Annotated in this window: 2 protein-coding genes; both read right to left on the reverse strand. The window is 64.4% G+C overall.

All coding sequences use genetic code 11. The features are described 5' to 3' along the window. Positions 1-538, reverse strand: a 538-nt coding sequence (locus AC04MI_RS25415; RefSeq protein WP_476499074.1) for an ABC transporter permease subunit, incomplete at its 3' end; no start/stop codon positions are given. Continuing rightward, on the reverse strand, positions 535-1,142 hold a 608-nt coding region (gene urtB / locus AC04MI_RS25420), incomplete at its 5' end, for an urea ABC transporter permease subunit UrtB (RefSeq protein WP_476499075.1). The genes urtB and AC04MI_RS25415, both read right to left, overlap by 4 nt.

The raw sequence follows: 1,142 nt of genomic DNA on the forward strand, positions 1-1,142 counted from the left end.
GGTCATGGCCTGCGTGGGTCATGGCCTGCGTGATGATCGAGAAATACACGCCCTTGATGCGCGAGCGGAACGCGAAGAAGCCGAACACGAAGGCAATCAGGCCCGGCACCGCGACGATCAGCACCAGCGTGGCAATGAAGCTGTCGGACAGCGTCCAGTGCCAGGGCAGCGTCTTCCAGTCGAGGAACACCATGAAGTCCGGCAGGTCGCTCTTGTAGTTGCCGTCGCGGCCGATCTGGCGCATCAGGTACATGCCCATCATGTAGCCGCCGAGCGCAAAGAAGAGGCCGTGGCCCAGCGAAAGGATGCCGGTGTAGCCCCAGATCAGGTCCATGGCCAGCGCGCAGATCGCGTAGCACATGATCTTGCCGACCAGCGCCACCGCGTAGTCGCTCATGTGCAGCGGGCTGCCGGCCGGCACCACCATGTTGAGCACCGGTGCCACCGCGCACACCACGATGAGCGCGACGAAGAAGGCTGTCCAGCCCTTGCCGCTCAACAGCGGCCCCTTGGTTGGAAGTGTGACCTTGCTGCTCATGCCTCTGCGCTCCGGCCCTTCATGGCAAAGATGCCTTGAGGTCTCTTTTGAATGAAGATGATGATGAAAACGAGCACCGCGATCTTCGCGAGCACCGCGCCCGCCCAGCCTTCGATGAACTTGTTGAGAATGCCCAGGCCCATGGCCGCATACACCGTGCCCGCGAGCTGGCCCACGCCGCCCATCACGACCACCATGAAGCTGTCCACGATGTAGCTTTGGCCCAGGTCGGGCCCGACGTTGCCGATCTGGCTCAGCGCGCAGCCCGCGAGGCCCGCAATGCCGGAGCCGAGCGCGAAGGCGTAGGTGTCGATGCGCGCGGTGTTCACGCCCATGCACGAAGCAATCGGGCGGTTCTGCGTGACGCCGCGCACGAACAGGCCCAGCCGCGTGCGGCCGATGAGCCAGCCCATCGCAAGCAGCACCAGCACCGCAAAGACGATGATGCAGATGCGGTTCCACGGCAGCGTGACGTTGCTCAGCATGGTGAAGCCGCCGCTCATCCAGCCGGGGTTTTCCACGCCCACGTTCTGCGCGCCGAACAGCGAGCGCACGAGCTGCTGCAGCATCAGGCTGATGCCCCAGGTGGCCAGCAGCGTCTCCA

Source organism: Acidovorax sp. LjRoot204 (genome assembly GCF_056175785.1).